At 61.2% G+C, this 23217-nt stretch carries 21 protein-coding genes; 15 read left to right on the top strand and 6 right to left on the bottom strand.

What is annotated here, in order from left to right; genetic code table 11:
- Window positions 1-35 precede the first annotated feature (35 nt).
- Window positions 36-2723: an alpha-ketoglutarate dehydrogenase gene (gene mdeB / locus KW062_RS16800; protein ID WP_105755363.1), complete on the bottom strand. Its 2688-nt coding sequence runs from the start codon at window positions 2721-2723 to the stop codon at window positions 36-38.
- On the bottom strand, window positions 2720-3919 hold the full coding sequence (locus KW062_RS16795; protein ID WP_105755362.1) for a methionine gamma-lyase: 1200 nt from the start codon (window positions 3917-3919) through the stop codon (window positions 2720-2722). Before KW062_RS16795 ends, mdeB begins: the two co-directional genes overlap by 4 nt.
- Before the next feature lie 124 nt (window positions 3920-4043).
- On the opposite strand from KW062_RS16795, the gene KW062_RS16790 reads away from it, so the two are divergent.
- Complete coding sequence (locus tag KW062_RS16790) at window positions 4044-4514, top strand: Lrp/AsnC family transcriptional regulator (RefSeq protein WP_027618125.1); 471 nt, start codon at window positions 4044-4046, stop codon at window positions 4512-4514.
- A gap of 1 nt (window position 4515) precedes the next feature.
- Here KW062_RS16790 and KW062_RS16785 read toward each other — a convergent pair whose 3' ends face one another.
- A complete protein-coding gene (locus KW062_RS16785) occupies window positions 4516-4791 on the bottom strand; it encodes a hypothetical protein (RefSeq protein WP_105755361.1) in 276 nt (91 codons plus the stop codon).
- 373 nt (window positions 4792-5164) lie between these two features.
- On the opposite strand from KW062_RS16785, the gene KW062_RS16780 reads away from it, so the two are divergent.
- The 6 genes from KW062_RS16780 to KW062_RS16755 all read left to right on the top strand — a co-directional run bounded on the left by KW062_RS16780 (window position 5165) and on the right by KW062_RS16755 (window position 10222).
- Window positions 5165-6007: a hypothetical protein gene (locus KW062_RS16780; protein WP_218424792.1), complete on the top strand. Its 843-nt coding sequence runs from the start codon at window positions 5165-5167 to the stop codon at window positions 6005-6007.
- Entirely contained in the window at window positions 5952-6431 is a 480-nt protein-coding gene (locus tag KW062_RS16775; protein WP_218424790.1) for a hypothetical protein, read from the top strand. Before KW062_RS16780 ends, KW062_RS16775 begins: the two co-directional genes overlap by 56 nt.
- Window positions 6424-7455 carry a hypothetical protein gene (locus tag KW062_RS16770; RefSeq protein ID WP_218424789.1) on the top strand — a complete coding sequence of 344 codons (1032 nt, stop codon included), beginning with the start codon at window positions 6424-6426 and terminating at the stop codon, window positions 7453-7455. The genes KW062_RS16775 and KW062_RS16770 overlap by 8 nt, the downstream gene beginning before the upstream one ends.
- A 9-nt stretch (window positions 7456-7464) precedes the next feature.
- Window positions 7465-8481: a formylglycine-generating enzyme family protein gene (locus KW062_RS16765; RefSeq protein ID WP_105755477.1), complete on the top strand. Its 1017-nt coding sequence runs from the start codon at window positions 7465-7467 to the stop codon at window positions 8479-8481.
- A 306-nt stretch (window positions 8482-8787) separates the two neighbouring features.
- Entirely contained in the window at window positions 8788-9453 is a 666-nt protein-coding gene (locus KW062_RS16760; RefSeq protein WP_105755478.1) for a M24 family metallopeptidase, read from the top strand.
- A 91-nt stretch (window positions 9454-9544) separates the two neighbouring features.
- Complete coding sequence (locus tag KW062_RS16755; RefSeq protein ID WP_027618128.1) at window positions 9545-10222, top strand: response regulator; 678 nt, start codon at window positions 9545-9547, stop codon at window positions 10220-10222.
- Here the strand turns inward: KW062_RS16755 and KW062_RS16750 are convergent.
- On the bottom strand, window positions 10219-11664 hold the full coding sequence (locus KW062_RS16750; RefSeq protein WP_105755479.1) for a sensor histidine kinase: 1446 nt from the start codon (window positions 11662-11664) through the stop codon (window positions 10219-10221). The two genes, KW062_RS16755 and KW062_RS16750, sit on opposite strands and share 4 nt — an antisense overlap.
- Window positions 11665-11831: 167 nt before the next feature.
- Window positions 11832-12683, bottom strand: a complete 852-nt coding sequence (locus tag KW062_RS16745; RefSeq protein ID WP_105755480.1) for a LysR substrate-binding domain-containing protein — start codon at window positions 12681-12683, stop codon at window positions 11832-11834.
- 134 nt (window positions 12684-12817) lie between these two features.
- Between KW062_RS16745 and KW062_RS16740 the strand changes: the two genes are divergently transcribed.
- From KW062_RS16740 to KW062_RS16705, 8 genes are all read left to right on the top strand, one after another.
- Entirely contained in the window at window positions 12818-13870 is a 1053-nt protein-coding gene (locus KW062_RS16740; protein ID WP_105755481.1) for an agmatine deiminase family protein, read from the top strand.
- 4 nt (window positions 13871-13874) lie between these two features.
- Window positions 13875-14783 carry an N-carbamoylputrescine amidase gene (gene aguB, locus KW062_RS16735; RefSeq protein WP_105755482.1) on the top strand — a complete coding sequence of 303 codons (909 nt, stop codon included), beginning with the start codon at window positions 13875-13877 and terminating at the stop codon, window positions 14781-14783.
- Window position 14784: 1 nt separating this feature from the next.
- Window positions 14785-15876, top strand: a complete 1092-nt coding sequence (locus KW062_RS16730; RefSeq protein WP_105755483.1) for an extracellular solute-binding protein — start codon at window positions 14785-14787, stop codon at window positions 15874-15876.
- Window positions 15877-15905: 29 nt separating this feature from the next.
- The gene (locus tag KW062_RS16725; RefSeq protein ID WP_105755484.1) at window positions 15906-17030 is read left to right on the top strand and encodes an agmatine deiminase family protein; all 1125 of its coding nucleotides are present in this window, start codon (window positions 15906-15908) and stop codon (window positions 17028-17030) included.
- 109 nt (window positions 17031-17139) lie between these two features.
- Entirely contained in the window at window positions 17140-19128 is a 1989-nt protein-coding gene (locus tag KW062_RS16720; RefSeq protein WP_027618135.1) for a peptidase U32 family protein, read from the top strand.
- 380 nt (window positions 19129-19508) lie between these two features.
- Window positions 19509-20609 carry a polyamine ABC transporter substrate-binding protein gene (locus KW062_RS16715; RefSeq protein ID WP_105755486.1) on the top strand — a complete coding sequence of 367 codons (1101 nt, stop codon included), beginning with the start codon at window positions 19509-19511 and terminating at the stop codon, window positions 20607-20609.
- Window positions 20610-20737: 128 nt separating this feature from the next.
- Window positions 20738-21574 (top strand): AraC family transcriptional regulator, encoded by an 837-nt coding sequence (locus KW062_RS16710; RefSeq protein ID WP_105755487.1) that lies wholly within the window; start codon window positions 20738-20740, stop codon window positions 21572-21574.
- 51 nt (window positions 21575-21625) lie between these two features.
- Window positions 21626-22222: a LysE family translocator gene (locus KW062_RS16705; protein ID WP_105755488.1), complete on the top strand. Its 597-nt coding sequence runs from the start codon at window positions 21626-21628 to the stop codon at window positions 22220-22222.
- Here the strand turns inward: KW062_RS16705 and KW062_RS16700 are convergent.
- Window positions 22219-23121: a LysR family transcriptional regulator gene (locus tag KW062_RS16700; protein ID WP_105755489.1), complete on the bottom strand. Its 903-nt coding sequence runs from the start codon at window positions 23119-23121 to the stop codon at window positions 22219-22221. The two genes, KW062_RS16705 and KW062_RS16700, sit on opposite strands and share 4 nt — an antisense overlap.
- Window positions 23122-23217 lie beyond the last annotated feature (96 nt).

Here is a 23217-nt window from a genome sequence, read left to right as displayed (position 1 = left end):
TGTGGGTAATGACTCATGAAGGTGTTGCGGATTTTTCAGCGATTCCACGGCGCATGTGGCGCAGGATCGGGGCGGTAGCGGCGGTTCGCCTCGGCGAGTATCTGCGGGTCGAGGCCATCGTGGTCCACCAGGCTTTTCAGCCCGGCGAGGACGATGCTGTGCCGGTCGACCTCGAAGAACTGCCGCAGCGCCTGGCGGTTGTCACTGCGCCCAAAGCCGTCGGTGCCGAGCACGGTGTAGGGTGCCGCCAGGTACTGGGCGATCAGTTGCGGCCAGGCGCGGATGTAGTCGCTGGCGGCGATGATGGGTTGCTTGCCCGCGAGGTATTTGTCCAGTTGCCCGCTGCGTTGCTCGTGGGCGTCCAGGCGGTTGTCGCGCTCGATCTCGCGGGCTTCACGGGCCAGCTCGCTGAAACTGGTGGCGCTGAACACTTCACTGGCGATGCCCCAGTCCTCGGCCAGCAACGCGCTGGCAGCAATCACCTCACGCAGGATGGTCCCGGAGCCCAGCAGGCGCAGGCGGATTGGCGCGCTTTCGCCGCTGCGCGAATAGCGATAGAGGCCGCGCAGGACATCGGCGTGGTGCACCGGATCAAGGCTCGGCTGCGGGTAGTTTTCGTTCATCACTGCGACGTAGTGGAACTCGTCGCATTGCTCCTCCAGCAGGCGCCGCGCGGCGTGGTCGAGGATCACTGCCAGTTCGCCGGCAAAGCACGGATCCCAGGCCCGGCAGTTGGGCACCATCGAGGCCATCACCAGGCTCGAGCCGTCCTGGTGCTGCAAGCCTTCGCCGCCCAGGGTCGTGCGTCCGGCCGTGGCGCCCAGCAGAATGCCCCGCGAACGCTGGTCGGCGGCAGCCCAGATCAGGTCGCCGACGCGCTGGAAGCCGAACATCGAATAGTAGATATAGACCGGCAGCATCGGCTCGCCATGCACCGAGTAAGAAGTCGCCGCAGCCACCCAGGAAGACAGTGCGCCGGCCTCGGTGATGCCTTCCTCCAGCAGTTGGCCGCTGCGCGACTCGCGATAGGAGAGGATCGAGCCGCTGTCCTCCGGTTCGTACAACTGACCGTGGGGCGAGTAGATGCCGATCTGCCGGAACAGGCTGGCCATGCCGAAGGTCCGCGCTTCGTCGGCGACAATGGGTACGACCCTTGGCCCCAGTTGTGGCGCCTTGAGCCAGGCATTGAGGATGCGCACTGCAGCCATGGTGGTGGACATTTCTTTGTTCTCGGCCTGCAGCGCAAAGCCGCCGGACTGCTCCAGCGCCGGCACAGGGATCACCGGCGCGGTACTTTTGCGCGCCGGCAGCGGTCCGCCCAGGGCCTGGCGGCGCGCGCGCAGGTAGCGCATTTCCGCGCTGTCTTCCGGCGGCCGGTAGAAGCGCAGTTGCTCCACATCCTGGTCCGACAGCGGCAGCTTGAAGCGGTCGCGAAAGGTCAGCAGGGCAGCGACATCGAGCTTCTTCGCCTGGTGCGCGGTCATCCGCGACTCACCGGCAGCGCCGATGCCGAAGCCTTTTTTGGTCTTGGCCAGGATCACCGTCGGCCGGCCCTTGCAGGCTTTGGCGGCAGCGAAGGCGGCGTAGAGTTTCCTGAAGTCATGGCCGCCACGTTTCAGGCCGTTGATCTCCTCGACGCTCATGTGCTCCACCAGGCGTCGCACATGCGGGTCCTTCTGGAAAAAATGTTCGAGGTTGTAGGCGCCGTCATGGGCTCCGAGGGTCTGGTACTCACCGTCCGGGGTCGCGGCCAGGCGCCGGAGCAGGACGTTGTCGGTGTCGCGGGCGAACAGCCCATCCCACTCCGAACCCCACAGCACCTTGATCACATTCCAGCCGGCACCGGCGAACAGCGCTTCCAGTTCCTGGATGATTTGTCCGTTGCCACGCACCGGGCCATCGAGGCGTTGCAGGTTGCAGTTGACGATAAACGTCAGGTTGTCCAGTTGCTCGCGGGCCGCCAAGGACAGTCCGGCGATGGACTCCGGCTCGTCCATCTCGCCATCGCCAAATACCCCCCAGACATGCCGGCCCTCGGTTTGCGCCAAGCCACGGTGCTGCAGGTAACGCATGAACCGCGCCTGATACACCGCGCTGATCGGGCCGATGCCCATGGAACCGGTGGGGAACTGCCAGAAGTCCGGCATCAGCCACGGGTGCGGGTAGGAGCACAGGCCGGGGCCGTTGATTTCCTGGCGGTAGTTGGCCAGTTGCGCCTCGCTCAGACGTCCTTCCAAGTAGGCCCGGGCATACACCCCGGGGGCCGAATGGGGCTGGAAAAACACCAGGTCGGCATTGCGTTGGCCGCTGTCGCCATCGCCGCGGAAAAAGTGCTGGAAGCCGACTTCGAAAATCTCCGCCGCCGAGGCGTAACTGGCGATATGGCCACCCAGTTCGCCGTAGGCGTGGTTGGCGCGCACCACCATGGCCAGGGCATTCCAGCGCAACAGGCCAGTGATGCGCTCCTCCAGTTGCAGGTCGCCGGGGTAGGTGCCCTGTTGCTCCAGCGACAGCGTGTTGCGGTACGCGGAAAACGCTTGGGCGTCGCGGTGGATGCCGTGCTCGCTGGCGTATTCTTCCAGGCGTTTGAGCAGGTAACGGGCGCGCTCCGGGCCGCAGGCGGCGAGGGTCGAGGCGAGGGCGTCGAGCCACTCGCGGGTCTCTTCGGGGTCCTGGTCCTGGGGCGCGCCCGGGCCGTTGTTGATCGCATTGGGTGTGGTCATGCGCAGGCATCCAGGGCTTGGGTGACGTCGGCCAGCAGGTCGGCGATGTCCTCCAGACCCACCGACAGGCGCACCAGACCTTCGGAGATGCCGTGTTCCGCGCGCTGCTCCGGGGTGTAGGTGGAGTGGGTCATGCTCGCCGGGTGTTGCGCCAGGGATTCGGCGTCGCCAAGGCTGACCGCTCGACTGAACAAGTGGAGTGCGTTCATGAATTGCCGGCCGGTGGCCAGGCCGCCTTTGAGCTCAAAGGCAATCATCCCGCCGGGCAGCTTCATTTGCCGCGCCGCCAGTTCGTACTGGGCGAAGGAGGGCAGGCCGGGATAGGTGACCCAGGCCACCGCCGGATGGGCTTGCAGGTATTCGGCGATGACCTGGGCGTTGCTGCAATGACGCTCCATGCGCAGCGCCAGGGTTTTGAGCCCGCGCATCAGCAAAAACGCGTCTTGCGGCGACATCACCGCGCCGGTCAGGTCCTTGAGCCCTTGCAGGCGAATACGAGTGGCCAGGACCTGGGAGGTGACGACGATGCCGGCGGTGATATCGCCGTGGCCGCTGAGGTATTTGGTGGCCGAGTGCACCACCAGATCGGCACCCAGTTCCAGCGGGCGTTGCAGGTAAGGCGTGCAGTAAGTGTTGTCGACCACTAGGGTCACGTCCGGATGGTGGCGGCTGATTGCGGCCACGGCGGCGATGTCCACCAGTTGCATGGTCGGGTTGGCCGGGGTTTCGCAGTAGATCATCCGCGTGGCCGGGGTGATCGCATCGCGCAACGCGGCGAGGTTGGACAGGTCGACGTGGCGCACCTTGACCCCGAACTCGGCGATGCCGTGATGCAGCAGGGCGAAGGTGCAGCCGTACAACGTGCGGTCGACGATCACTTCGTCGCCGGGCCGCAGCAGGGTCCAGAAAGTCGCGGAAATCGCCCCCATCCCGGAACTGAAAGCCACCGCCGCTTCGCCGTTTTCCAGGGTCGCCATGCGCGATTCCAGAAGGGCCAGGGTCGGGTTGGAGATGCGTGTATAGAAGTGCCCGCTTTCTTCACCGGCAAAACAGCCGGCGCCGTATTCGGCGGTGGCGAAGGTGAAGGTCGAGGTCAGGTAGATCGGCGGAATCAACGCGCCGTGGTGGTCCTGCGGGTTGTAACCGTGATGGATGGCACGAGTCGAAAATCCTAGTTCATTGTTTTTATTGTTCATGCTGAACGCTCCCTGATTTCCTACAATGCTATGCTCAAATTCAACGCGATAAATTCCAAATATCCTGCGAAATAAACGCCTATTTGGCATGAATCTACAGAACAACAAGAATTCGAGGCAAAACATGCCCAATGCTTTGGACCGTACCGACAAAGCCCTGCTCAACGCCCTGCAAGGCAACGCCCGCCTGACTGTCGCCGAACTGGCCGACCAGGTCGCACTGACCACGTCGCCGTGCTGGCGGCGGGTGAAAATCCTCGAGGAAAGCGGGGTGATCACCGGTTATCAGGCAATCCTCTCGCCCAAGGCCCTGGGCTACGGCGTCACGGCTTTTGTCAGCGTGATGATGGAATCCCACAACCAGGAAATGGCCCGCACTTTCGAACAGCGGCTGCTGGAAATCCCCGAGATCGTCGCCTGCCACAACGTCTCCGGACGCTACGACTTTTTGCTCGAAGTGGTGGCCAAGGACCTGGAATCCTTCGGCGAATTCGCCCGCGAAGTCCTGCAAACCCTGCCGGCGGTGAAGGAAATCTACTCGAGCTTTTCCTTCAAGTCGGTCAAGCCGTCGCGGGTGATTCCGGTACTCGGCTGAGCTAGCGCTTGCACTGCGCCAACACTACCTTGCAAGTGTTCGGCGTGCCCCCGGAGCGCCCGGCATAACGGATGCAGTTGTTCATCGACTTGCTGCGCGCCACCCCCAGACTCGACCCCCAGGCCAGCCCACCTTCGCCGACCGTGGGCACGGCCTTGGTATAGCAGTTGGACGCGGAGGCGTATTGGGTTGACGGTTTTTTGCTGGAACAGCCGGCGCTGAACGCCAGGCTGAGGGCCAGCAGGATGAGCCATGACGAGGGGGCGCGCTTGTTCATCCCGGTAGGCCTATGGCGGTGGGGTGGAGCGAATTATCGACTGTGTGAGCAAGGAGCGGGGTTGAGACCGACTGACGGTTGTCGACTTGATTTCTTCCGCAAGCGCTACTCGTTCTTTAGCTGCCGCGAACCAATTTTAAGAAACCTCCTACTTTGCGCGTTGATTCTTCTTATTTCCTTCCGTATCGCCTTCATGAAAGCCTCCTGGCGCTCGATCTTGGGTGGGATAAGTCCTCCCCGAGTACCTTGAAAAGTCCAGGAGGGATGCATCTTGCTCACAGTACCGCCAGATTATTCAGTCACACCCAGCGCTATCACGGCCTCGATCCGCAACGCAAACAGCGGTCTTCCGAGTAGTCGAGGAGCCTGACTCATGAGCCAGCCTGAATTGCCCGTCGCTACACTGCGCTGCAGCAGGAAAGATCCTGTCGCCGTTGTCTGTCATCAATCCGCGCAGTGCTACTTCCGCCCGGACACGGAAGAGTTGATCTTCATTGATGACGACCACGCCGGCAAGTTTGAACTTCATTGGCAGGAAATGAATGCGCGCATGGACGCCTTTCATCGTGCCAACGCCAACTATTCCACCGCGCTGGAGCGTTATGCCAGCGCTTCGTCGAAGGTGGCACTGCCTCCCGGTGAAACAGAAAAGCGCCAGATGGCGCTCACCGAAGCTGAGCAAGCGCTGGAAAAAAGCCGCGCCGCGATCAAGAAAGAACTCGGCGATTTTTCCCTGGACTCGATGAGTTACGACGAGGTGATCGAACTGATCCCGGTCGTACAGGGAAAGGGTGGCCGCAACGGCAAATCGAAACCCTATGCCTACGTCAAGAAAGGCTACTTCAGCCAGACCCAGGCCGGCCGGAAACTGCATAACGTTTCCCTGAAAGGCAAGGACAAACGCTCGGCGCAAGCCAGCATCTACAGCAAGGATAAAAACGGAAAAACCGTTATATCGAGCAGCACACTGGCTGAACAGTTGACGGCCCTGGAGTGGCCGAAGATCAAACTGGAATTGCGCGACGTACTCAAGTGGGCCGGCTCGGATTTCGATCTGGATAAACTGAAAAGCGATTTCGTGCTGTTCGATTGGGCCGAGAGCTGGAACCACAGCCAGTTCATCGGCACCAAGGAGCTGACCGACAGTCTCGACCTGAGCCGTGGCGCGCAGTTCATGCGTTTTTGCCTCCAATGTCGGTGCCAGTGGCGAGTTTGACGTTGCCAAGGGCACCGGCGCATTCAAGGGCGAAGCCAATGCAGCGCTGACAGTGGCCTCGGGTAAGGTCAGTTACACCGCCTACGTCCCCGACCGCCTGGGTTGGGCCTTGCGCTACACCGACGACCGCGGCAATGACTTCAACATGGGCCTGCTGCGCCTGTGCCTGACCCCCGAATTGACCGGCTTCGTCGGCGCCTCGGTGCAGATTGAAGGCCAGCTACAGATCGCCCGCAGCGGCGACCAGCAAGTGCTGATGGGCCAACCCGGCGGACGCCTACCGCGTTTTCATGAACGAAAAACCAGGGGCGCGGTGTGTTCCATCAACAAATGGCCGCCGAAGACGAAGGCCTCAGCGTCACCGCCCAAGCCTTCGCCGGCGCCCGTGTCGAAGGCAGCCTCAAGGGCAGCTTGCAATGGCTGAAACCCACCCCACCACGCGACCTCAATCCCAACGTCGCCGGCCTGTTGCAATCGACCGGCAAATATACACCGACTTCTGCACCATCGGCAGCAGCATCGCCGGCCTGGCGGGCGCGGGTGCCGGCGGCAAGTTCTATTGCACCTTTATCAACGGCAAGTTCTGCTTCCACGTCGCCGCCAGTTTGTGCTGGGGCGTCGGGGCGAAGGGCGGGGTTATTTGTGAGGTGGGGACTAATACGATTGCGGAGTTTGGGGCCTGGTTGATTTATCAGTTGTATCGGTTGGATTTTGGGTTTTTTGATTTGGTGGATGTAGAAGCTTTTAAAGCTTATAGCCAGTATTGTGTAATGCAGATGGCGAGTATGAGTGAGGACTTATATGAGTTGTATGGTCGAAAAAAGAGTGGTTTTACGTCGATTGCCACTGAGTATAAAAGTTTTATGGAGGATATTTTAGGTGAAAGCACTAAGGGGATGGAAGCGTCTAAGCGAAGGAATCACCTCGCCAGGCATGTAAATTCTGGTCCTGAAAGATTGCTGAGGTATACCCCGGAGTCTAAAGGGATGTTGCTTTACCTACTAACTCGTCACGGTGTCTGGGATCATCTGGATTATGAGAGTCATGGAGATGGCTTTGTTCTTGACATTTACAGTGAGCGGAAAGAATCCGTAATTTGGGTGCTTAAGAGTATTCAGACGGTCTCAGAGTGGCGCAAAGTCATGTGTAGAATGACTCGGGATGGAAGGGTTCTGGCCGGTAAAGATGGTGAGCGTGTAGCGGTTGTGGAGAGTGAGAGGCATTTGGAGAGGTTTCTTCAAGAGGGGATCAGTCGCGATGATGATATGTACAAAGCTAAGGCTGAGCTTGTCGCGATTTACCAAGGTTTAAAAAGCGAAATAGCTTGGGGTTATGCGCTTGCCATGAATGATACAGCCTATTACCAGCTAAACTCTGCATCTAATTTTTATTATCCGGATCGTTGCAGCTTTGGGCCCTGTAAGGATCAATTAGTTGATTATGTTTAAAGGTGTTTAATGGGTATTAGTTTGACTCGAGTAATCGCCAGTATTGTTTGTTTTTTATTGTTGGTAGGGTGTGAGGGCGCGTCGGAGACGAAGGGCAGTCTAGCCCGAAACGAGAGTAATCAAGCGCTGATGCAATATATTGATGACTTGAAGATTGATCTGGTTTTTGTCGAGGGAGGTGATTTTCTAATGGGGGATTTTGGCGCAGACTATGGTCCTGAGAATTTACCTTATGACGCTGACAAGGACAGTAAGCCCCTGCACAAGGTGAGATTGGATAATTATTCTATTCAAAAAATAAAAGTCACCAATCAGGCTTATCAGTTTTATCTGAAGTTCAATGGTTTGAAGTTAAGGGTTGTTGATGCAGGTAATCAAAAAGATTGGAGTGATATGAATAGTGCGCCGAGAACGCCAGCGCATATGGATTGGTTTGAGGCGGAAAGGTATTGTGGGTGGCTAGCGGTAGTGAGTGGCCTCCCGTTCGCTCTGCCGACGGAGGCTCAATGGGAATATGCGGCGCGAAGTCGTGGTCGATTTTTGATGGTGTCTACCGATGATGGGACTTATAGGGTCGCCCATGAGCGAGTTCAGGGGGAATACGGCCTGAGAGGGCTAAATATATCTTCGACATGGAATCGTCGCGCATTTGCGGATGAAATGAATTGGGCGACTGAAGGACTTACTCCATTGCCAGTAGATTACTTTCAGCCTAATTCTTTGGGTTTGTACTCAATGTCAGATAATGGTTTGGAGTGGGTTAGTGATTGGTATGATGAGGACTACTATAATTATTCTCCTGTAAATAATCCGCAAGGGCCGAGTGTGGCTGTTACCAAGGACTACTTTGGTCGCGGCACTAAGGTCGTTCGTGGCCAGGCGTTTGCTGATCCTGCGTGGGGCGGTGGAGTGAATGTTTACAGAACTTCGGCGGAGCCGCATGGCTATATAAATGAAGATGATTTTGTGGTTTTAGGGGATAAAACTGTACGTTGTGTAGTTAATAGCTCCGTGCCGGTGAATTGATCGATTTGCAACTATTTATGGTGTGGGGTGGGCGAGTTTGGCCGTTGTTTACGAAGGCGCTGACTGATGGATATCCAATCACGTTGTAAATTCACTCAGTTCGGTGCTCGAAGATCTCGTGGCCTGCAACTCTTGAGATTGGTGTCTTTGAGGTTGGTGTCATAGACCCAGCCATCTTGGCTGCTCACAAAAAATTAGCGTCGACCGACTGCTCCTACAGGATTTTGAGCACGACTAGACTTTTCCCTACACCTATCGCAATATACAAAACTATACAGCGAAACTCCCTACTCAAAGGAATGACCCGTGACAGCAGCCCTGAGCAACAAAGAAGCCGTCGGTGAGCGCTACGTGCTGGAGTCGATGCGCCATGCGCAGCAGATGACCTGGAAAGCCATCGAGCAGATTGCCTGCGGGATTGTCCCGGGCATGCACGAGTCGGAGGCGGTGGCGCTGGGCAAGCAGATCCTTGGCGAGCTGGGCATGGACCGGATCTGGCATCCGCTGCTGATCCGCTTTGGCGCCAACACCCTGAAGACCTTCAAGCAGCGCTCGGAGGGCGATCCGGTGCTGGGCACGGACGACATCTTTTTTATCGACATGGGCGTGGTTTGGCAGGGCCATGAAGGCGATGCTGGGCAGACGTTCACCACCGGCAATGATCCACACATGATCGCCTGTGCCGAAGCCGCCCGTGAGCTGTTCCGGCGGGTCGAGCGGCAATGGCGGGAGGCGCAGGTCGATGGCGTGGCGCTGTATCGCTATGCCCACGAGCAGGCCGAGGCCATGGGCTGGAGCCTCAATCTGGACATCAAGGGCCATCGCGTCAGTGATTTCCCCCATGCCATTTATCGCGGCGGTGACCTGGGTGATTTCGGCCAATACCCGAACACCGGGCTGTGGATTCTGGAAATCCAGATCGCCCATCCGCAGTTGCCCTACGGCGCCTTCTACGAAGACTTGTTGATCTGAAACCCGGGCGCGGGATCCGACGGGTGCCCGGCGTCATTGCGGGTTCCCTGCTATTAATCAATGGGTGTTCGAGTTCAATCGGGAGCGCCTCATGAGTCCATCCATTCGCATCGGTATCGTCGACGATCATCCGATGTTGCGTGAGGGCGTGGCCAATACCCTGAAAAAACGTGCGGACCTGCAGGTGGTGGAGCAGGGTGCCAGTGCCCAGGACGCGATGGATATTGCCCAGCGCGAGCGTCCGGATGTGATGCTGATGGATGTCAATATGCCCGGCGACGTGTTTGCCGCGGTGCGCTTCATTGCGACCGAGCTTACGGATATCAAGGTGCTGATGCTGACGGTTTCCGAGTCGGAAAACGATGCGTTCCTGGCGCTGGAGGCCGGGGCGCGTGGCTATGTGCTGAAAGGCATCAGTGGTCCGCAGCTGGTGCAGGCGATCCGCTCGGTGGCCAAGGGCGAGACCTTCGTCACCCCCGAGTTGGCCGACAAGCTGCTGAGCCATATCAAGAAGCATGAAGCGGACGTGCAGAAGTTCGACCTGACGCCACGGGAAGAGGAGGTCATCCGCGAAGTAGCCAAGGGGCTGACCAATCGAGAGGTGGCGGACAACCTGGCGATCAGTGAGAAAACCGTCAAGCACCACATGTCCTGCGTGATGCAGAAACTCAACGCGCGCAATCGCGTAGAGGCCGTTACCGCCCTGCGCCGCTACTGGGAACACGAAGCGATCGGACGCCTGCACCTGGGTGCCGATACCCGCAACTAGAGCCTGAACTGGGCACTGACCGAGGTGCCCGAGGCACCGGAATCGATGTTGAACAGGCCTCCCAGGGACTCCACTCGATACCGCAAGCCGGCGAGACCCAGGCGGGTGCGGCCGGCCGTCCTCGGCTGCATCGCGTCCTCCATCATGCCCGGACCACTGTCGTGCACGCTGATGTCCAGCACGCCGTTGACGTAACGCGCCTGAATCACCTGGCCTTCGCCATTGGCATGGCGAAAGGCGTTGTTCAGGGTTTCCTGGACGAAACGGTACAGGCACAGCTTGAGCGGCAGTGGAGCGACTTTAGGCAGCGGCCCCAGGATCAGTTTGACGCCGGTGCCGGTGCGTTGCTCGTGCCGTTGCGCCACCAGTTGCAACTCTTGCACCAGGCTCAGGTCGTTGATTTCCGGGAGCGCCAGGCCGCGTGACAGGTCACGGACCTCGCGCAGGGCGTCGGTGGCGGCGCCGCGAATGGTTTCCATGGATTCCTGGTCGACCGCCGAGCAGTTTTCCGCCAGATCATCGAGGCGGATCAGGATCAAGGTCAGCAGTTGCGCCGGGCCGTCGTGCAGGTCGGCCCCGATGCGGCGCAAGGTGAGTTCGTTGACCCGGGAGAACTCCTGGGTCGCCGTCGCCACTTTATGCTGGAGTTCGGCATTGCTGGCGTGCAGGCGGGTTTGCTCCTGCAATCGCGCCTGCAGGGCCACTTGCTGGCGCTGGATGATCTTGTCGCCGCGGCGGACGATGAAAAACAGCAGGGTCAGCATCGCCAAGGTTGCGGCGCCGACCACCGCCCAGACTTGTTGACGCACGCGATTGATCTCGCGCTTGAGGCTGCTGGCTTTTTCATAGAATTCGCCGACGGCAATGACTTTCATCGAGTTGGAATCGCGCAGCGGTGCGTAGATCTCATAGAGCGGCATCTCCAGTTTGCGCTCGTACTCGTTCTCATCCTGGGTCAGCCCTTCCAGGTCGGTGACCACTTTGCCCTTGAGCGCCTCGGTAATTTCATCGGGTGCGAATTTGTGATTGGTGATGGCTTTGTTGGTGCTGTAGACCACCGTGCCGTCGGCGCGCCAGATCTTGATCGAGGCAATGTGCTGTTTCATGGCCCGGCTCTGGGTCACGCGGTCCAGGGCCTGGATGCTTTCCGGCGACAGCAGGTTGTCATCGGTCATGTCCTGCACGTAGGGTTCGAGGAAGGTGTCCATGTACTGCGCACCGGCCTCGGCGGCGCTCTGCACCGCGGCATTTTCGATGCGTTCGCTGACCAGCTTGCCGACGAAGAACATGGTCAGGCCGAGGATCACGGTTGCCGCGATGACGAACTGGGTCGAGTGGCTGAGCTTCTGCGCCCGGCCGCTGAACCAGCGGTGCCACAGGCCATGGCGCGCTGGTGCTGGCGCAGTGGCGAGGTCCTGGGGGATTTTCGCGTGTTTGGTCATCGTCGGTCATCCGCAGACTGACAGGGATGAGCGCACGTGCGTTGCGCTCAATCAAGACGATAGTTGGTTTCTCGGCCCACAGAGCGGGTGATCCGCTCTGTGGGTCGTGGGCGAGTTATTCGTCCAGCGCGCGTCATCGTTGACGTTCTTCGCCAGCAAGCTGGCTCCTACAGGTTCTCCACCAACCACTCACTGAAACTCCTCGCCAGCGGATTGCTCTCACTGTCGCGATGGGTCAGCAGCGCCCAGTTCGGGCCGCGGATGGTTTGATCGACCAGCGGCTGCAACAGCCCGCTGTCCCGCGCCTGGCGGCTCAATAACTGGCTGACCAGAGCGATGCCCAAACCGCTGCAGGCGGCGTCCAGCAGCAGGCCGGGGTCGGAGAAGTTGAGGCCCTGTTCCTGTTGGCCGACGTCGACGCCGGCTTCCACCGCCCAGTGGTTCCAATCCATCTCCCGCTCGCCGTGCAGGGTGGTGCGCTGCTCACGGGGTTGGGCCAGCACGCTGGGGTGGCAGGCCGGGTAAAGGCGGTCGTGGTGCAGCACTTTGAAGCTGCATTCGGCCTGGGAGCTGATGTCATCGCGCACGGCGAGGTCGATGGTCTGGCTGCTCATCTCGGGCACTTCATCGGTGCTGAAAATCCACAGATCGACTTCCGGATGCTGACGGCGGAAATCGCCGAGGCGCGGCAGCAGCCAGTGGCGGGCGAAGGCCGGGGTGGTGTTGAGCACCAGTTGGTTGGGTTTCTGGTATTGGCCCAGGCGGCGGATGCCCACCGCCAGTTGCTGCAGCAGGGCCTGGGTGGTGCTCAACAGGTCGTGGCCGGCATCGGTCAGGTACACCGCGCGTCCGCTGCGGATAAACAGCGGTTGTTCGAGGTAGGCCTCGAGGCTGCGAATCTGCTGACTGATGGCCGACTGGGTCAGGCTCAGCTCGGCGGCGGCCTTGTGGAAACTGCCGAGGCGGGCAGCGGCTTCGAAGCCGCGCAGGGAGCTGAGCGGCGGCCAGTGCTTGAGCATATTGATAAGTTCCTCTAATCACTTTGCTACTAAATCCATCGTTTGTTTGCCGGTTTTTAGCGCCGTAGCATGCATGTCAGCACCCAGCAGACTCTTTTCATTGAACACAATGACTTAACTCAAAGGTACTTGTCATGCAGCACAACAACAATCACAACAGCGCCTGGATGATGCCCGCCGAGTGGGCTCCACACGCCGCGACCTGGATGGTCTGGCCGCACAATCAGGCCTTGTGGGAGTCGGGTTGGGGCGTGACCCTGAGCCAGGTGCAGGAAGATTTCGCTCGCGTCGCCAATGCGATTGCCCGTTTTGAACCGGTGAAAATGGTCGTTGATCCCTCGGCGGTGACCCGGGCCAAGGCCTTGTGCGGGCCGAACATCGAGCTGATCGAACTGGCCGTCAACGACAGCTGGTGCCGCGACTCCGGCCCGAGCTTCGTCTGCCACCCGCAACGGGGTCTGGCCGGGGTCAGCTGGCGCTTCAACGCCTGGGGCGGCAAGTCGGCCCACGACCTCGACGAAAGCCTCGCCCGTCGCGCCCTCAATCAATTGGGCCTGGAGTGCTTCGGCACTGCGCTGAGCAACGAAGGCGGGGCGATTCACGTTGATGGCGAAGGCACGCTGATCACCACTGAATCGGTGCTGCTCAACCCCAATCGCAACCCCGGCGTGAGCAAGGCCGAAATCGAAGAAATCTTCAGTCGTCTGCTGGGCGTGACCAAGACCATCTGGCTGCCGGGCGATCCGGACTATGTCACCGGCGACATGACCGACGGCCATGTCGATGGGGTCTGCGCCTTCGCTCGTCCCGGCGTGTTGCTGGTGGATGCGACCCGCGACCAAAGCTCGGTGTACGCCGAAGTGGTGCACGAAAACCGCCGCGCCCTGCAACTGGCCCGGGATGCCAAGGGCCGCTCGTTTGAATTGATCGAACTGTATGAAGCCAGCGAAGCGGTGGACACCGAGGCCGAAGTGTTCTGCGCCTCCTACACCAACTTCTACATCGCCAACGGCGCAATCATCATGCCGGCCTACGGTATCGAAGCCGATAATGCGGCAGCCGAGGTACTGGCCCAGGCCTTCCCGGGTCGCGAAATCGTCCCGGTGCGGATCAACCATCTGGCCCATGGCGGCGGCGGGGTGCATTGCATTACCCAGCAACAGCCAGCCTGGCCACTGGAGGGTTGATGCCATGAGCCTGTTGACCATCGCTACCACCCAGATGCCGTGTTCCTGGGACCTGCAACACAACCTCGACCAGGCCGAACAGCTGGTGCGCGAGGCTGCGGCCAAGGGCGCCCAGGTGATCCTGCTGCAGGAGCTGTTCGCCACCCCGTACTTCTGCATCGAACAGCGCCATCAACACCTGGCCCTGGCCCAGGAGTACGGCGACAGCCCGATCCTGCAGCGCTTCGCGGCTTTGGCCAAAGAGTTGGGCGTGGTGCTGCCGTTGAGCTGGTTCGAGAAGGCCGGCAACGCCTATTTCAATTCATTGAGCGTGGCCGATGCCGATGGCCGCCTGCTGGGGGTCTATCGCAAGACCCATATCCCCAACGCCATCGGCTACCAGGAGAAGGAATACTTCAGTCCCGGCGACACCGGCTTTCGGGTCTGGGACACCGCGTTCGGACGCCTGGGCGTGGGCATCTGCTGGGACCAGTGGTTTCCCGAGACCGCCCGTTGCCTGGCCCTGCTGGGCGCCGAGGTGTTGCTGTTTCCCACTGCCATCGGCTCGGAACCGGGTTGCGCCGACCTCGATTCCCGCGATCACTGGCAGATGACCATGCGCGGCCATGCGGCGGCGAACCTCTTGCCGGTGGTGGCGTCGAACCGGGTCGGCAATGAAGTGGCGACCAGCGATGCCGGCCTGCAGATGAGGTTCTACGGCTCGTCATTCATCTGCAACCACAAGGGCAAGCTGCTCGTCGGCGCCGACCGCGACAGCACCGGCGTGCTGTTGCACAGCCTGGACCTCGCGGCGATGCGCGAAGAACGCCTGAGCTGGGGCATCTACCGCGACCGCCGACCGGAAATGTATGGCGCGCTACTCAGTCACGACGGTCGTCAACTCAACGCACGCTGGAACACCCAGGGGGTTTGATATGCGCATGACCCACACGCTATTGCTGGCGGCCCTGATCGCCGCTGCACCGACCTTGCACGCCGATGAGAAAACCCTGCGCCTGTACAACTGGGCCGACTATTTTGCCGAGGACACCCTGAGCCGCTTCACCAGCGAAACCGGGATCAAGGTGATCTACGACGTGATGGACGGCAGCGAGACCCTGGAAGCCAAGATGCTCGCCGGCAACAGCGGCTATGACCTGATCTTCCCCGGTGACACCGTGGCCGAGCGGCTGATGCGCGCCGGCAGCCTGATGCCCCTGGATCCGGCCAAACTCACCGCGCTCAACGACATCGAGCCGGGCTTGCAGAAGCTGCGCAGCCATTACGTGCATTCGAACCAGGCCACGGTGCCCTACACCTGGGGCACCATCGGCCTGACCTACAACGCCGAGCAGATCAAGCAGCGCATGCCCGACGCGCCGGTCAACAGTCTGGACATGTTGTTCAAACCGGAGCTGGCCAAACAGTTCGCCGATTGTGGGATCTCGATCATCGACTCGCCGGACGAAGTGCTGGCCGTGGTCCTCCACTACCTGGGCCGTGAGCCGCGCAGTGGCAAGCGCGAGGACCTGGCGGCGGCCAGTGAGCTGCTGGGCAAGTTGCGGCCGTACGTGCGCAAGTTTCAGTCGCAGCCGGTCACCGACCTGGTCAACGGCAACCTGTGCCTGTCCCTGGGTTACAGCGGCGACATGACCCAGGCCCAGCGCACCGCAGACAGCGCCGGCAAACCGGTGCACTTCCAGTACCGAGTGCCGCGCGAAGGCACCACGGTGTGGATGGACACCATGGCCGTCCCGGTGGACGCGAAACACCCGGAATACGCCTATACCTTTATCAACTTCGTGATGCGCCCGGAAAACATGGCGGCCATCAGTAACTTCACCGGCTACCCGACGTCCAGCGCCAAGGCCCGCCCCCAAGTCGATGCAAGCATGCGCAACAACCCGGATATCTACCTCGATGAGGCCACCTATGGGCGGCTGATTCCTGGCCAGGACATCCCCCAGGCCGACATGCGCGCGCGCATGCGCACCTGGACCAAATTCAAGACGGCCACCGGCCAGTGAACATCGATCAACAGTCAAGGGAACAACAGATGCCGACGCGTCGACACTTCATCAAACAGGTCTCGGTCGTTGCCGGGCTCGGCGCCATGGCGGCCAGCGGCCTCGGTCTGGCGCCCCGCTCGGTGCTGGCCGCTACAGGGCGTAAGTGGTACATGCCCGACGAAGGCGAGCGCCACCAGCAGGCGTTCATCGCCTTTGGCGCCCAGGACGCGATCTGGGAAGATTTCACCGGCGACGTGCAAGCGGCCCTCGGACGGATCGCCCGGGCCATCGCCGACTATGAACCGCTGACCGTGTTCTGCCGTAAACGTGAACGGGAGCTGGCCGAAGAATATTGCGGCAGCCACAACGTCACCTACGTCATCACCGAGCTGGACGACATCTGGATGCGCGATATCGGCGCCAACTTTGTCGTCGACGGCCAGGGCGGGCTGGGGGCGGTGGATTTCAACTTCAACGGCTGGGGTAACAAGCAGCAGCATGACGACGACGCGCAAGTGCCGCGACTGGTCAGCGATACGGTCGGTGCGCGTTACCTGAGCACCGAGCTGGTGGGCGAGGGCGGTGGTATCGAGGTCGATGGTCACGGCACCGGGATCATGACCGAAAGCAGCTGGATCAACCGCAATCGCAACCCGGACTGGAGCAAGGCCGAAGTCGAGCAGGAACTGAAAGAACGCCTGGGCCTGCGCAAGATCATCTGGTTGCCGGGGATCAAGGGCAAGGACATCACCGATGCCCACGTCGATTTCTATGCGCGTTTCGTCGCCCCCGGGGTGGTGATCGCCAACCTTGACACCGATCCCGACTCATACGACCGCAAGGTCACCCTGGCCCACCTGGAGATTCTCAAGCAGGCCACCGACGCCGATGGCCGCAAGCTGCAGGTGCACACCGTTTCGCCGCCGCTCAAGCCGCGCAACAGTCGCTTCAGCAAAAACAACCCGGACTTCGCCGCTGGCTACATCAACTATTTTGTCATCAACGGCGCGGTGATCGCCCCCGAGTTTGGCGACAAAAAGGCTGATACCGCGGCCTATGACCTGCTGTCCGAGCTGTACCCGGACCGCGAAATCGTCCAGCTGAATATCGACGCAATCAGCGCCGGTGGCGGCGGGATTCATTGCGTGACCAGTCATCAACCCAAGGTTTGAGGAAAACCCATTCGCGCCCGGTTCACACCACCGGGCAGCGTACGGGTGCCGGCCAGGCGATTCACCGGTACAATGCGCGATTCGACCGTGACAGCCTGACTAAAAAAATATGTCCTTGCCCAAGCATCACCTGGAATTGCTCAGCCCTGCCCGCGATGTCAGCATCGCCCGCGAGGCCATTTTGCATGGCGCCGACGCCGTGTACATCGGCGGCCCGAGCTTCGGCGCGCGTCACAACGCCTGCAACGAAGTCAGCGATATCGCCCAGTTGGTGGAGTTCGCCCGTCGTTATCACGCCCGGGTCTTCACCACCATCAACACCATCCTCCACGACAACGAACTGGAGCCGGCGCGCAAGCTGATCCACCAGTTGTACGATGCCGGCGTCGATGCGCTGATCGTCCAGGACCTGGGTGTGATGGAGCTGGACATTCCGCCGATCGAACTGCACGCCAGCACCCAGACCGACATCCGCACCCTGGCCCGGGCCAAGTTCCTCGACCAGGCCGGTTTCTCGCAGTTGGTATTGGCCCGCGAGCTGAACCTGCAAGAAATCCGTGCGATCGCCGACGAAACCGATGCCGCCATCGAGTTTTTCATCCACGGCGCCCTGTGCGTGGCCTTCTCCGGCCAGTGCAACATCTCCCACGCGCAAAACGGCCGCAGCGCCAACCGTGGCGATTGCTCCCAGGCCTGCCGCCTGCCTTACACCCTCAAGGATGACCAGGGGCGTGTCGTCGCGTTCGAGAAACACCTGCTGTCGATGAAGGACAACAACCAGAGCGCCAACATCCGCGCCCTGGTCGAGGCTGGCGTGCGTTCGTTCAAGATCGAAGGGCGCTACAAGGACATGGGCTATGTGAAGAACATCACCGCCTACTACCGCCAGCGCCTCGACGACGTGCTCGAAGACCGCCCGGACCTGGCCCGCGCGTCCAGCGGCCGCACCGCGCACTTTTTCCTGCCGGACCCGGAAAAGACCTTCCACCGTGGCAGCACCGACTATTTCGTCAGCGACCGCAAGATCGACATCGGCGCCTTCGACACCCCGACCTTCACCGGCCTGCCGGTGGGTGTGGTGGAGAAAGTCGGCAAGCGCGACATGCAGGTGGTGACCCACGAGCCGCTGTCCAATGGTGACGGCCTCAATGTGCTGGTCAAGCGCGAAGTGGTGGGGTTCCGCGCCAACATCGCCGAAGCCCGTGGCGAATTCCTCGATGACGGCGAAAAGCGTTATCGCTATCGGGTCGAGCCTAACGAGATGCCGGTCGGCCTGCACAACCTGCGACCGAACCATCCGCTGAGCCGCAACCTCGACCACAACTGGCAGCAAGCCCTGCTCAAGACCTCCGCCGAGCGACGTATCGGCCTGGAGTGGGTGGCACGCCTGCGTGAAGAGCGTCTGGAACTGACCGCCACCAGCGAAGAGGGCATCCGTGCCAGCGTCGCTTTGGAAGGGCCGTTTGGCGCCGCCAACAAGCCGGAGCAGGCGCTGGAACAACTGCGCGACCTGCTGGGCCAGTTGGGCACCACCGAGTACCACGCCACCGACGTCAAACTCGATGCGCCGACGGCGTTCTTCGTGCCCAACTCGCAGCTCAAGGCGTTGCGCCGCGAGGTCATCGAGGCGCTGACCGCCGCCCGTGTTGCTGCCCATCCACGGGGTGGACGCAAGGCCGAGACCTCGCCGCCACCGGTGTACCCGGAGTCGCACCTGTCGTTCCTGGCCAACGTCTACAACCAGAAGGCCCGGGATTTCTACCATCGTCACGGGGTCAAGCTGATTGACGCGGCGTTCGAGGCCCACGAGGAAACTGGCGAAGTACCGGTGATGATCACCAAGCATTGCCTGCGTTTCTCCTTCAACCTGTGCCCGAAACAGGCCAAGGGCGTCACCGGCGTCAAGACCAAGGTCGCGCCGATGCAACTGATCCACGGCGACGAAGTGCTGACCCTCAAGTTCGACTGCAAACCCTGCGAAATGCACGTGGTGGGCAAGATCAAGGGCCATATCCTCGACCTGCCGCAGCCCGGCAGCGTGGTTGGTTATATCAGCCCGGACGACCTGCTCAAGACCATTCCCCGCGCGCCACACTAATCCTGTAGGAGCCTGCCTGCTGGCGATGAAGTTGATGCGGTGTGGCTGATGCCCCATCGCGAGCAGGCTCGCTCCTACAGGCTCTATCTGAAGGGGCGCGGCGCTCCAGGCTTTTTTCACCTCGATGCGGGGGCCCTACAGGCCCAACCCACAACCACCCATCCGGCCAACAATAATGGCCATTTCGATCCCCTTTTGGCCAACCCCCCACTGTGTTCCCGTGCCAGCCTCGGCAAGAATCAGACCCAAGTGGCCGATTCGAGCATGCGCACGCGTGACAACAACAAACCGTATGCCCGGCCCTTGGCTATCGTTTAACCCGCTGCCGTTCATAGAACATAAAAACCGTCGAACTGACGCCGCACTTGGGGAAGCCATTCATGGTCACGATCAAACGCATTCTGGGCGCCACATTCTGTGGGCTGACGCTGCTGGCCAGCGCCGTGCAAGCCGAACAACGGGAGTTGAGGGTGTACAACTGGGCGGATTACATCCTGCCCTCGGTGCCTAAGGACTTCGCCAAACAGAGCGGGATCAAGGTCACCTGGGACACCTTCGATACCAACGAGTCGCTGGAGGCCAAGCTGCTCACCGGCAACTCCGGCTATGACCTGGTGGTGCCGTCGAACCAGTTCCTCGAGACCCAGATCAAGGCCGGGGTGTTCCAGAAACTCGACAAATCCAAGCTGCCGAACTGGCAGCACCAGGACCCGGAACTGCTCAAGCTGTTGGCCAAGAATGACCCCGGCAACCAGTACGGCGTGCCCTACATGGTCGGCACCGTGCTGATCGGCTTCAACCCGGCCAAGGTCAAGGCGGCGCTGGGTGAGAATGCCCCGGTGGACAGCTGGGACCTGGTGTTCAAGCCCGAGAACATGGAAAAGCTCAAGGCCTGCGGCGTAGCGATGCTCGACTCACCCACCGAAATCCTGCCGCTGGCCCTGCATTACCTGGGCCTGGACCCCAACAGCCAGAACCCGGACGACTATGAAAAAGCCAAGGAGTTGATGCTCAAGGTTCGCCCGTACGTGACCTATTTCAACTCGGCCAAGTACATGACCGACATCGCCAACGGCGATATCTGCGTCGCCATCGGTTACTCGGGCAGCTTCTATCAGTTCGGCAATCGGGCCAAGGAGGCCGGCAACGGCGTGGTGGTGGACTACCGGCTGCCGAAGGAAGGTGCACCGATCTGGTTTGACACTTTTGCCATACCAAAGAGCGCGAAGAACGTCTCTGAAGCCCATGAATTTCTTAACAATTTACTAGATTCTAAAGTCATCGCGCCGATCAGCGACTTCCTCGGCTACCCGAATGCCAACAAGGACTCGCTGCCGCTGATCAACAAAGAAATCACCGGCAATCCGAACCTGACTCCGACTCCCGAGGCGCTGAAAAAACTGTACGTGGTGCAGCCGCTGCCGCAGAAAATTGAGCGCGTGCGGACCCGGGTCTGGACCAGCATCAAGTCCGACAAGTAACTCCGCGCGCCAGGCCGCCACATCAGTGGGCGGCCCAAGGCGCTGCACAAATGTTCTAAACGCCACCGCACAAATCAGGCACAGTTGGCCAGGCGCATTGGCCGCGCAGGACCTGGGGTGGCATTACCGTGAACGATCAGCACTGGATCGAACTGTCGCAAGATGCCGATACCGGGATCGAGTCGATCCGTGCCCATTTCCAAGGCCACGCTTACGACCCGCACTGGCACGACAGCTTCCTGGTGGGCGTCACCGAGCAGGGCGTGCAGCAGTTCAACTGCCGGCGGATGAAGCATCTGAGTACGCCGGGCAAGGTGTTCATGCTCGAGCCTGGGGAGATCCACGACGGCCATGCGCCGACCGAGGAAGGCTTCACCTACTCGATGCTGTATTTCGATCCGGATTGGCTGGAGCGCGAACTGCGCAGCTTGTTCGAGCATGCGCCGGCCAGCGCGCAGTTGGGCTTCGCCGACACCCTGAGCCAGGACCCGCCACTGGCGGGCGCCATTACTCAGGCGTTCCAGGCGCTGCATGAGGGCGACCTGCGCATCGTCCGCCAGAGCGCCACCGACAACCTGTTGAGCGCGCTGACCCGGCATCTCGACTGGCGCCAGCGCCTGCCGGTCGACCCGCGTTTGCCTCGGGTGGCGCAGGTGGCCCGCGATTACTTGCAGGCCCATGCCTTTGAAGACATCGGCCTCGATCAACTGGCGCAGGTCTGCGGGGTCGATCGTTTCCGCCTCAGCCGTGCATTCAAGGCCGCCTTCGGCCTGGCGCCCCATGCCTACCTGATCCAGCTTCGCCTGGCCAAGGCGCGCCTGTGGCTGGCCCGTGGCGAAACCCCGGCGCAGGTCGCCAGTGCCCTGGGGTTTGCCGATCAGAGCCACCTGGGGCGCTGGTTCCGCCGAGCCTATCGGCTGACCCCGGCGGATTACCGCAAGCGCTGCTCAAACCTTCCAGACTGAAGCGCCGCCGGCGGTGACCATGGACCCCTGTCTGCTCAAGGAGTTCCTGCCATGCTGTCACTGTTGCCATTTCTGCTGTTTGCCTTCGTGGCCTCGATCACCCCCGGCCCGACCAATATCCTCGTGCTCAGCCACAGCGCCCGACGCGGCCTGGGGGCGACGCTGCCGTTGATTCTCGGCGCCTGCGTCTCGGCGGCGCTGGTGGTGCTGGTGGTCGGGTTGGGCTTGGGGGAAACCCTGTTGCGTTTCCCCCGGGTGCAGCAGGCGATGACCTGGGCCGGGGTGCTCTGGTTGAGTTGGCTGGCCTGGCAGATTTTCCGCAGTCCGCCGCCGTCGCTGGAGGCCGGAGACGCGCCGGACCGGGGCCTGAGTGTGTTGGCGGGCGCGGGGCTGCAGGTGATCAATCCCAAGGTGTGGATGATGGCGGTGGCGGTGGCCAGTGTGTTCGCTGGCGACGGTGAGCAGACGGCGCGCCTGCTGCTGTTGTCGGCGCTGTTCCTGATGGTCTGCCTGCCGTGCATGACAGTCTGGGCACTGCTCGGCGTGGGCAGCGCCCGAGTGCTCAGTTCGCCCGCAGCGTTCAAGCGCATGAACCATGGCCTGGCGCTGTTGTTGCTGCTGTCGGCCTGGCTCGGGGCGCTGCTCTAGAGGCCGAGCACCTCGTTGCAGACTTGCCGCAGGCAGGCGCGCAACCAGCGATGCGCCGGATCGGCGTCCATCCGTGGGTGCCAGATCATCGACAGCTGAATGGTCGGGGTCGGCAGGGGCAGGGCGAAGCTGAAGCAATCATTGCGCAGGTGTCGGGTGTGGCGCTCGGGCAATGTGGCGATCAGGTCCGTATCGCGGGTCAGCGCCAGCGCCGCGGAAAATCCGCTGACCAGACTCACCACCTCGCGCTGCCAGCCCTGCTGGTTGAATGTCTCGTCCAGCAGGCCGGTGGCCAGTCCCCGCCGGGAGACCTGAATGTGTTGGCCGTTGATGTAGCGTTCGGCAGTGATTTCGCCCTGGCTCAAGGGGTGACCGTTGCGCACCACGCCGACGAAGCGATCCTCGAACAGGATGCGGCTGTGCAGTTCCGGGCGGGTCGCGGGAACGACAACGCCGGTATCGAGGTCGACGCTGCCATCGCGCAACGGCGCGCTGTCCTTGTTCAGCTTTTGCCGGAAATACAGGCGCACGCCGGGCGCTTTCTGACGCAGACGCTGGATCAGCGCCGGGCCGAAATTTTCGACGAAGCCGTCGCTGGTGCGCAGGGTGAAGGTGCGCACCAACTGACTGAGGTCCAGTTGCTCGACAGGCCGCAGCAGGCTTTGTGCTTCGTCCACCAGTCGTTGCACCCGTTCGCGCAGCTCGATGGCCCGAGGCGTCGGCACCAGACCGCGACCGGCGCGCACCAGCAGTGGGTCGCCGGTGACCTTGCGCAGACGTGCCAACGCCCGGCTCATGGCCGAGGGGCTCAGGTGCAAGCGCTGGGCAGCGCGCGCGACACTGCCTTCGGCGAGCAGGGCATCGAGGGTGAACAGCAGGTTCAGGTCGGGAGTGGACATTACGCAACGGTAGCACGCTTACGAGTGACATGGCGTTGTATGCAGCTATCTAGTGCAACTGCTGCGTCTTCCGCCTGATGAGTGCCGGGCATAGGC

Origin of the sequence: Pseudomonas fluorescens, assembly GCF_019212185.1 — a bacterium.
Lineage (GTDB): Bacteria > Pseudomonadota > Gammaproteobacteria > Pseudomonadales > Pseudomonadaceae > Aquipseudomonas.
Note: the sequence above shows the minus strand (reverse complement) of the source record. Positions and strands in the feature narration are given on the sequence as shown.

What these genes read in the sequence shown, in the direction of transcription:
- mdeB (WP_105755363.1), bottom strand. Translation starts at nt 2,723, where the DNA reads ATGACCACACCCAATGCGATCAACAACGGCCCGGGCGCGCCCCAGGAC.
- KW062_RS16795 (WP_105755362.1), bottom strand. Translation starts at nt 3,919, where the DNA reads ATGAACAATAAAAACAATGAACTAGGATTTTCGACTCGTGCCATCCAT.
- KW062_RS16790 (WP_027618125.1), top strand. Translation starts at nt 4,044, where the DNA reads ATGCCCAATGCTTTGGACCGTACCGACAAAGCCCTGCTCAACGCCCTG.
- KW062_RS16785 (WP_105755361.1), bottom strand. Translation starts at nt 4,791, where the DNA reads ATGAACAAGCGCGCCCCCTCGTCATGGCTCATCCTGCTGGCCCTCAGC.
- KW062_RS16780 (WP_218424792.1), top strand. Translation starts at nt 5,165, where the DNA reads ATGAGCCAGCCTGAATTGCCCGTCGCTACACTGCGCTGCAGCAGGAAA.
- KW062_RS16770 (WP_218424789.1), top strand. Translation starts at nt 6,424, where the DNA reads ATGGCTGAAACCCACCCCACCACGCGACCTCAATCCCAACGTCGCCGG.
- KW062_RS16765 (WP_105755477.1), top strand. Translation starts at nt 7,465, where the DNA reads ATGGGTATTAGTTTGACTCGAGTAATCGCCAGTATTGTTTGTTTTTTA.
- KW062_RS16755 (WP_027618128.1), top strand. Translation starts at nt 9,545, where the DNA reads ATGAGTCCATCCATTCGCATCGGTATCGTCGACGATCATCCGATGTTG.
- KW062_RS16750 (WP_105755479.1), bottom strand. Translation starts at nt 11,664, where the DNA reads ATGACCAAACACGCGAAAATCCCCCAGGACCTCGCCACTGCGCCAGCA.
- KW062_RS16745 (WP_105755480.1), bottom strand. Translation starts at nt 12,683, where the DNA reads ATGCTCAAGCACTGGCCGCCGCTCAGCTCCCTGCGCGGCTTCGAAGCC.
- KW062_RS16740 (WP_105755481.1), top strand. Translation starts at nt 12,818, where the DNA reads ATGCAGCACAACAACAATCACAACAGCGCCTGGATGATGCCCGCCGAG.
- aguB (WP_105755482.1), top strand. Translation starts at nt 13,875, where the DNA reads ATGAGCCTGTTGACCATCGCTACCACCCAGATGCCGTGTTCCTGGGAC.
- KW062_RS16730 (WP_105755483.1), top strand. Translation starts at nt 14,785, where the DNA reads ATGCGCATGACCCACACGCTATTGCTGGCGGCCCTGATCGCCGCTGCA.
- KW062_RS16725 (WP_105755484.1), top strand. Translation starts at nt 15,906, where the DNA reads ATGCCGACGCGTCGACACTTCATCAAACAGGTCTCGGTCGTTGCCGGG.
- KW062_RS16720 (WP_027618135.1), top strand. Translation starts at nt 17,140, where the DNA reads ATGTCCTTGCCCAAGCATCACCTGGAATTGCTCAGCCCTGCCCGCGAT.
- KW062_RS16715 (WP_105755486.1), top strand. Translation starts at nt 19,509, where the DNA reads ATGGTCACGATCAAACGCATTCTGGGCGCCACATTCTGTGGGCTGACG.
- KW062_RS16705 (WP_105755488.1), top strand. Translation starts at nt 21,626, where the DNA reads ATGCTGTCACTGTTGCCATTTCTGCTGTTTGCCTTCGTGGCCTCGATC.
- KW062_RS16700 (WP_105755489.1), bottom strand. Translation starts at nt 23,121, where the DNA reads ATGTCCACTCCCGACCTGAACCTGCTGTTCACCCTCGATGCCCTGCTC.